4 protein-coding genes and 1 riboswitch are annotated in these 8,608 nt (G+C 74.6%); of the genes, 2 read left to right on the top strand and 2 right to left on the bottom strand.

Features of this window, described 5'->3' with window-relative positions; genetic code table 11:
- On the bottom strand, positions 1 to 1,154 hold a 1,154-nt coding region (locus ABEB16_RS13520), incomplete at its 3' end, for an AI-2E family transporter (protein ID WP_345712766.1).
- A 118-nt stretch (positions 1,155 to 1,272) separates the two neighbouring features.
- Between ABEB16_RS13520 and ABEB16_RS13515 the strand changes: the two genes are divergently transcribed.
- Positions 1,273 to 2,700 carry a sigma 54-interacting transcriptional regulator gene (locus tag ABEB16_RS13515; protein ID WP_345712765.1) on the top strand — a complete coding sequence of 476 codons (1,428 nt, stop codon included), beginning with the start codon at positions 1,273 to 1,275 and terminating at the stop codon, positions 2,698 to 2,700.
- Between the two features lie 36 nt (positions 2,701 to 2,736).
- On the opposite strand, the gene ABEB16_RS13510 is transcribed toward ABEB16_RS13515, so the two are convergent.
- The gene (locus tag ABEB16_RS13510) at positions 2,737 to 3,078 is read right to left on the bottom strand and encodes a hypothetical protein (RefSeq protein ID WP_345712764.1); all 342 of its coding nucleotides are present in this window, start codon (positions 3,076 to 3,078) and stop codon (positions 2,737 to 2,739) included.
- Positions 3,079 to 3,358: 280 nt separating this feature from the next.
- Here ABEB16_RS13510 and ABEB16_RS13505 point away from each other — a divergent pair, with 280 nt between their 5' ends.
- On the top strand, positions 3,359 to 8,059 hold the full coding sequence (locus ABEB16_RS13505; RefSeq protein ID WP_345712763.1) for a pectinesterase family protein: 4,701 nt from the start codon (positions 3,359 to 3,361) through the stop codon (positions 8,057 to 8,059).
- A 124-nt stretch (positions 8,060 to 8,183) separates the two neighbouring features.
- A riboswitch (SAM riboswitch) is annotated at positions 8,184 to 8,272 on the top strand.
- The last annotated feature ends 336 nt before the right edge of the window (positions 8,273 to 8,608 follow it).

The raw sequence follows: 8,608 nt of genomic DNA, 5'->3' as shown, positions 1-8,608 counted from the left end.
TGGTCCGGGGCCAGCGGCGCGTCGCTGCGGTCGATGGCCGCGACGTCCTCCGGTCGGGTGCCGTGCACGAGGGTGCTGATGAGGGTGTTGGCCACCGCCACGAGCGGCACCGCGAACAGGGCGCCCACGATGCCCGCCAGGGTGACGCCCGCGGCGACGGCGAGGATGACGCCGAGGGGGTGCACGGCGACGGCGTGCCCCATGAGGAAGGGCTGCAGCACGTGGCCCTCCAGCTGCTGGACGCCGATGACGACCGCGAGCATCGCCAGGGCCGTCACCGGCCCCTGGGCCACCATGGCCACCAGGACCGCCACCGTGCCGGCCAGCAGGGCGCCGACGATCGGCACGAACGCGCCGAGGAAGACGAGGACGCCCAGCGGCAGCGCCAGCGGCACCTGCAGGACCGCCGCGCCCACCGCGACGCCCACCCCGTCGGCCAGCGCGACGACGATGGTGGCCCGCATGTAGGAGGTCAGGGTCAGCCAGGAGGCGCGCGCGCCGGCGTCGAGGGGCTGGTGGGCGGCCTGCGGCAGCAGGTGCAGGCACCACGACCAGATGCGCCGGCCGTCGAGGAGGAAGAAGAAGGACGCGAAGAGGGCGATGAAGAAGCCGGCCACGACGTGGGAGGCGGTCGTCGCGAAGCCCATCGCCCCGCTGATGATCGTGTCCCGGTTGGCGTTGAGCGCCTCGGTGGCCTCGTCGACGTAGCCGGACAGGGTGCGGTTGGAGACGTGCAGCGGCCCCTGCGCGAGCCAGCGCTCCACCTCGTCGACGCCGGCGAGGGCGGAGGCGCTGAGCTGGGAGAAACCGCTGACGGCCTGCTGCCCCACCAGCGTGATGAGGCCGGCCACGAGCGCCACCGCCCCGAGCAGCGTGACGGCGGCCGCGAGGGGCCGGGGCACCCCGCGGTCGTGCTCGAAGCTGACGATCGGCCCGAGCAGGGCGGCCACCAGCCCGGCCACGAGCACGGGGACGAGGACCTCGGAGACCTTGCTCAGCCCCCAGGCCAGCAGCGCCACGCCGGCCACCACGACGATGAAGCGCCAGGACCACTCCGAGGCGATGCGCAGCGCGGGCGTCACGTCGGACTCGCGCTGGACCGGTCGCCACACGACGCGGCTGCTGGGCGGGCGGGGCGCGGTCGGTGACGTCACCGCTGGATTCTCACCCCGCCCCGCGCCGGTGGCGAGCGCGTCCGCGGCGCGTCGGCCGTGGTCCCGGACGAAGGGGGCTGTGCTCGCCGTGCGGCGGTCCGCGACGTACGGTCACCCCGTGACCCCCGGCACCGCTGCAGCCCTCGTCGCCCCCCGCCCGCCCGCCGACCTGCCCACCACGCTCGGGGCCCTGCGCGCCGGCGGCCACCGGCACGCCAGCGTCAAGGATGAGCTGCGGCGCAACCTGCTGGCCCGGATGCGCGCCGGGCAGACCCGCTTCCCCGGCGTCGTGGGTTTCGACGAGACGGTGCTGCCGGAGCTGGAGCGCGCGCTGCTGGCCGGCCACGACGTCGTGCTGCTCGGCGAGCGGGGGCAGGGCAAGACGCGGCTGTTGCGCTCCCTGGTCGGGCTGCTGGACGAGTGGACGCCCGTCATCGCGGGCAGCGAGCTCAACGAGCACCCGTACGCGCCGCTGACGGCGGCCTCGCGGCGGCTGGCGGCGGAGCTGGGTGAGGACCTGCCGGTGTCGTGGCTGCACCGCAGCCTGCGCTACGGGGAGAAGCTGGCGACGCCGGACACGAGCGTCGGCGACCTCATCGGCGACGTGGACCCGGTGAAGGTGGCGGAGGGGCGCGCGCTGGGCGACCCGGAGACCATCCACTTCGGTCTCGTGCCGCGCACCAACCGCGGCATCTTCGCGATCAACGAGCTGCCCGACCTCGCCGAGCGGATCCAGGTCTCGCTGCTCAACGTGCTGGAGGAGCGCGACATCCAGGTGCGCGGCTACCAGCTGCGGCTGCCGCTGGACCTGCTGCTGGTGGCGAGCGCCAACCCGGAGGACTACACCAACCGCGGCCGGATCATCACACCGCTGAAGGACCGCTTCGGCGCGGAGGTGCGCACGCACTACCCGCTGGAGGTGGCCCTGGAGGTGGAGCTGGTGGCGCAGGAGGCGCGCCTGGTCGCGGAGGTCCCCGAGCACCTGCTGGAGGTGCTGGCCCGCTTCACCAGGGGGGTGCGGGAGTCGCCGTCGGTGGATCCGGCGTCGGGGGTGTCGGCGCGCTTCTCGATCGCGGCGGCGGAGACGGTGGCCGCGGCGGCGCTGCGCCGCTCGGCGCTGACGCAGGAGGCGGAGCCGGTGGCGCGGGTGGGCGACCTGGCGACGGTGCTGACGGTGCTGGGCGGGAAGGTGGAGTTCGAGCAGGGCGAGGAGGGCCGCGAGGTCGAGGTGCTGGCGCACCTGCTGCGCACGGCGGTGGCCGAGACGTTCCGGTCCCGGCTGGCGGGGGCGGACCTGTCGGGTTTCACCGACGCGGTGGCCGAGGGGCGCACGGTGGAGACGGGTGACCTGGTGCCGGCGACGGCGCTGCTGCAGCAGGTGGGGGCGATCAGCGGGCTGGGCCGGGTGCTGGAGCGGCTGGGGACGGCCGACCCGAGCCCGGGGCAGGCGGCGGCCGGGGTGGAGTTCGTGCTGGAGGCGCTGCACCTGACGCGGCGGCTGGCGAAGGACGAGATGCCCGACGGGCGGACCGTCTACGGCGGCTGACGGGCCGGGGCGTCGGGCCGGGGCGTCGGGCCGGGGTCAGGCCCCGTCCCAGCCGCCGAAGGTGCGGTTGGGGCAGACGAGGTCGCAGGCGTCGGCGCCGGTGGCCGCGGCGCGTTCGGCGGCGGCCCCGGCGCGCTGGGCGCACAGCGGGCAGACCTCCGCGCCGTCGGGCAGGGCGATGTGGATCTGCTGCTCGCGGCAGTCGACGCCGCAGAGGGCGTAGAGGGGGCCGTCGGTCGCGGCGGCCAGCAGCGCGTCGCAGCAGCCGATGTGGACCACGTCGTCGGCGGGACCGGGGGCGCGCTCGGGGAGGGCGCTGGTCGCGGCGGGGACCGCGACGGGCACCGGGTCGTGGGTGCACCGGGAACTGACCGCCACGGTGCGACTGTAGGCGGCCCTCGGGCGTGGTGCCCGCAGGCGCGGCGGTGGGTCACGGGGCGTGAGGCCGGCGGCCATCCGGATGACGCCGGTGGGGTGGTTGGTCACCTTGAGCGATGTTTCGCGTGATGCAGGCCACATCCGGGCCGTTCCGGCGGATTCGGCGCGTTCAACGTTGAAACTTGTACCACCGCCCAGCACCGCCGTCGACGTCGACGCCCGGGCGGTCCGGCCCAGCACCTGCGGGCCGCGCCGTCCCCTCGCGAGATGAGACACCTGCATGTCGAGCGCCTTCACGCCCTCCGGTTCCACCCTGCGCGCGTGCACCCTCCGCGCGCTGCCCCCGTTCATCGCCCTGACGCTGCTCGCCGGCCCGGGAGCGGCCGCGGCCGCTGCCGCTGACACGACGCCACCGGCGCCGGTGGCGGGCGTGAAGACGTCGGCGGACACGTCGCGGGTCAAGCTGGACTGGTCCTCGAACAAGGAGAAGGACCTGGCCGGCTACCTCGTCTACCGGGCCGGTTCGGCCGACGGGGAGTTCGTCCGGCTCACCACCACGGCCCGCAGCTCCTCGGACTACAACGACACCACCGCCCCGGCGGGCGTGCCCTCGTACTACCGCGTGACCGCGGTCGACAAGAGCGGCAACGAGTCCGCGCCCGTCGCGGCCACCGCCACCCGCAAGGACAAGACCGCCCCCGCGGTGCCGGCCGCCCTGACGGGCACCCGCTCCGACGCCGGCGTCGTGCTGGACTGGGCCGACAACGCCGAGGCGGACCTGGCCGGCTACGTCGTCTCCCGCGCCACCGGCACCAGCAGCAGCTTCGCGAAGCTGGTCACCCTCACCGCGGGAACCTCCGGCTACACCGACACCACGGCGGCGGCGGGCACCGACTACCGCTACCGGGTCAGCGCCCTGGACCTCAGCGGGAACACCTCCACCGCGGCCGCCGTGGCCGTCGTGGTGCCCGACACCGCGGCCCCCGCGGCAGTGCGCAAGCTCACCGCCACCGCGAGCACGACGAGCGTCAAGCTCGACTGGTCCTCGAACGGCGAGGACGACCTGGCCGGCTACCTCGTCGACCGGGCGGGCTCGGCCGACGGGGAGTTCGTCCGCCTCACCGCCACCCCGCGCACGTCGTCGGACTTCAGCGACACCACCGCCCCCGCGGGCGTGCCCTCCTGGTACCGCGTGACGGCGGTCGACGAGGCCGGCAACGAGTCCACCCCGGTCGTCGTCAGCGCCACCCGCAAGGACACCACCGCCCCCGCCGCACCCGGTGCCCTCACCGCCACCGGCAGCGCCGCCGGGGTCGTGCTCGACTGGGCGGACAACGCCGAGGCGGACCTGTCCGGGTACGTCGTCTCCCGCGCCAGCCGGAGCGGGGGCAGCTACACCGCCCTGACGACCCTGCCGGCGGGGACGTCGACGTACACCGACACCACCGCCCCCACCGGTGCGGTGTCCTACTACCGGGTGACCGCCCGCGACGCGAGCGGCAACACCTCCGCGGTGAGCAGCGCCAGCGCGACCCGCACCGACGACGTCGCGCCCGCGGCGGTGGCGGGGATGAAGACGTCGGCGGACACGTCCCGCGTCAAGCTGGACTGGTCCTCGGGCAGCGAGAAGGACCTGGCCGGCTACCGGGTCTACCGCCAGAACGCCGAGGGCGGGTTCGACCTGCTGACCACCGCGCTGGTGACGGGTTCGGAGTACAGCGACACCGCCGCCCCGGCCGGTGTCGTCTCCTCCTACCGCGTGACCGCGGTGGACACCAGCGGCAACGAGTCCGCGCCGGTCGCCGCGAGCGCGATCCGCAGGGACACCACCGCACCCGCCGCCCCCGGCGCCCTCACCGCCACCGGCACCGGCAGCGGCGTCGTGCTCGACTGGGCCGACAGCGCCGAGGCCGACGTCACGGGGTACGTCGTCTCCCGCGCCAGCAGGAGCGGCGGCAGCTACACCACCCTCACCACCGTGCCGGTGGGGACCTCGACGTACACCGACACCACCGCACCCGCCGGCACCGCGTCCTGGTACCGGGTCACGGCGATCGACCTCAGCGGCAACACCTCCACCGCGAGCGGCGCCAGCGCCGCGCGCGTCGACGACGTCGCCCCCGCCGTCCCCACCGGCCTCGTCGCCGTCGGCGGGAACTCCCGGGTGGAGCTGTCCTGGTCCGCCGTCGCCGACGCCGACCTCGCCGGCTACCTCGTCTACCGCTGGCCCGCCGGTGGCAGCCCGCTGCAGCGCGAGCAGCTCACCGCCGCGCCCGTCAGCGCCACCGCGTACGCCGACACCACCGCGGCGAGCGGCACCGGCTACGAGTACGCCGTCAGCGCGGTCGACACCAGCGGCAACACCTCCGCCGCCTCCGAGCGCGTGGCGGCGACCACCGCGGACACCACGGCCCCCGCGGCACCGGCCGGGCTGAGCGGCACCCGCGCCGCCGAGGGTGTCGTGCTCGACTGGGCCGACAACGGCGAGGCCGACCTCGCCGGCTACGTCGTCTCCCGCGCCGAGGGCCTGGACGGCGGCACGTTCAGCGCCCTGACCCAGGCCGGCACGACGGCCTCGGAGTTCACGGACACCACCGCGGCGACGGGGCAGGCGTACCGCTACCGCATCAGCGCGGTGGACGCGGCGGGGAACACCTCCGCCGCGTCGGACACCCTGGTGGTGGCCGCCGTCGTCGTGAGGGACCCCGTCGCCGGCGCGGACGTCACCGTCGCGCAGGACGGCAGCGGCGACTACACGACGATCACCGACGCCCTGGCCGCCGCGCCCGCCGGCACGGCGCCGTTCGTCGTCGGCATCCGCCCCGGGACCTACCGGGAGCTGCTGACCGTCGCCCGCTCCGGCGTGACGCTGCTGGGCGCCACGCCCGACGCCTCCGACGTCGTCATCACGTACGACAACGCCGCCGGCACCGCCAAGCCGGACGGCTCGGGCACCTACGGCACCTCCGGCAGCGCCACGGTCCTCATCAAGGGCAACGACGTCACCACGAAGAACCTCACGATCGAGAACTCCTTCGACGAGGCCGCCGTGGTGCTGGCCGGTGGCGAGCAGGCCGTGGCGCTGAAGACCACCGGTGACCGGCTCGTCTTCGACAACGTCCGGCTGCTCGGCGACCAGGACACCCTGTACGCCGACTCCCCCAAGGCCGGTGCGCTGGCGCGCTCGTACTACGTGAACTCCTACGTCGAGGGCGACGTCGACTTCGTCTTCGGCCGCGGCACCGCCGTGTTCGACCGCTCCACGCTGCACGCCTCCAGCCGCGGCAGCAGCAGCAACAACGGCTACGTCACCGCCGCCAGCACGGACAGGTCGCTGGCGTACGGGTTCCTCGTCACCGACTCCACCATCACGAGCGACGCGCCGGCGGGCACGTTCTCCCTGGGGCGGCCGTGGCAGCCCAGCGGCGACGCCAACGCCGTCGCGCAGGTCGTCGTCCGCGACACCGAGCTGCCCGCGGCGGTCAGGTCCTCGCCGTGGACCGACATGACCTCGACGTTCTCCTGGCGCGACGCGCGGTTCTCCGAATACCAGAACACCGGCGCCGGTGCCGCCGTGAACGGCGACCGCCCGCAGCTGACCACCGCCGAGGCCGCGCGGTACACGAAGTTCACCTACCTCGCCGGCGCCGACGGCTGGAACCCCACCGGCGAGGTCCCGCCGGCGGACACCACCGCGCCCGCCGCGGTGGGCGGGCTGGCCGCCGAGGCCGGCGACGGCTCCGTCGCCCTCACCTGGGCGGCGGGGACGGAGGCCGACCTGGCCGGTTACGCCGTCTACCGCTCCGCGGGCGAGGAGGTGGCGCTGACCGCCGCCAACCAGGTCGCCACCGCGCTCACCGGCACCTCGTTCACCGACCGCACCGCGGCCAACGGCACGACGTACCGCTACGTGGTCACCGCGGTGGACCGGACCGGCAACGAGTCGCCGGCCTCCGCGGTGGTCACCGCCGCGCCGGTCGGGGTGGCGCTGCCGGCCCACGACGTCCTCGTCGCCGCCGACGGCAGCGGGCAGTACACCACCGTGCAGGCGGCGCTCGACGCGGTGAAGGCGGGCACGGCGGCCAGGCCCACGGTCATCGCCGTCAAGCCGGGCGTCTACAAGGAGATGATCACCGTCTCCAAGAGCTACGTCACCCTCATCGGGACCACCGGCAAGGCCGGCGACGTGGTGCTGACGTACGACAACGCCGCAGGCACCACGATCCCGGGGACCGCCACCACCTACGGCACCGGCAAGAGCCAGTCCGTGCTCGTCAGCGGCAGCAACGTGACGGTGAAGGACCTCACGATCGAGAACTCCTTCGACGAGGCCGCCTACACCTACAGCGCCGAGCAGGCCGTGGCGCTGAAGACCACCGGCGACCGGCTCGTCTTCGACAACGTCCGGCTGCTGGGCAACCAGGACACCCTGCTCGTGGACTCCCCGGACGCGAACGTCGTCTCCCGGTCGTACTTCGTCAACTCCTACGTCGAGGGTGACGTCGACTTCATCTTCGGCCGCGGCACCGCGGTGTTCGACCGCAGCACGATCCACGCCCTGTCCCGCGGCAGCAACAGCAACAACGGCTACATCACCGCGGCCAGCACCGCCGACAAGAACCCGTACGGCATCCTCATCACGGACTCCACCATCACGAGCAACGCCCCCGCCGGGACGTTCTCGCTGGGGCGGCCCTGGCGCGGCTGGAGCGACGGCTACACCAAGAACGGCGTCGTGTACAACTCCCGCGGCCAGGTGACGATCCGCAACACCTCGCTGCCCGCGGCGGTCCGGACCACCCAGCCCTGGGCGGACATGAGCCCGAACCTGTGGACCGACGGGCGCTTCTCCGAGTACCAGAACACCGGTGCGGGCGCGACGCAGAACGACAAGCGCCCGCAGCTCACCGACGAGCAGGCCGCCGGGTACACCGCGCAGGCCTACCTCGCCGGCGGCGACGGCTGGAACCCCGTCCGCTGACCCACCCGCCCCGCACGACGAAGCCCCGCCGACGCCCCGTCGGCGGGGCTTCGTCGCGTCCGGGAGCCGCGCGGTGGCGAGGTGGTGGCTTGACAGCGCCACGAGCCATCCCCTTGACTTCGGCCCGCCATCCCGAGCGGCCGAGGGACTCGGCCCGACGACGCCGCAGCAACCTCCCTCGCGGGTCGGTGCTCCCGCCGAGACCGATGGAGGAGCAGTGCCCGTCCCGCCCGCCGCGCGCCTGACGCGCCGGCTGCACGTCGACCTCGCGCTGCAGTCCAGCGACACCTGTCGTCGCTGACGTCCCGCCCCCCACCAGACGCGACCGCGCGCGACCTCAGCCGGCCGCGCCCACCTGCGCCCGGCCGCGCGCAGCGCACCCGCCCCCGGGGGACCCACCGCGCTCCCCCGTCCCTGGAGGTCCCGAAAACCGTGAACGACACCGCAAGCACATCCCTCGTCGGCCGCCGCGGCCTCCTCGTCGCCGTCGGCGCCGCCGGCTCCGCCGCCATCGGCGCCACCGCGGGCGCGACGCCCGCCGCCGCGGAG

Origin of the sequence: Kineococcus glutinatus, from assembly GCF_039542765.1 — a bacterium.
GTDB classification, from domain to species: domain Bacteria; phylum Actinomycetota; class Actinomycetes; order Actinomycetales; family Kineococcaceae; genus Kineococcus_A; species Kineococcus_A glutinatus.
Note: the sequence above shows the minus strand (reverse complement) of the source record. Positions and strands in the feature narration are given on the sequence as shown.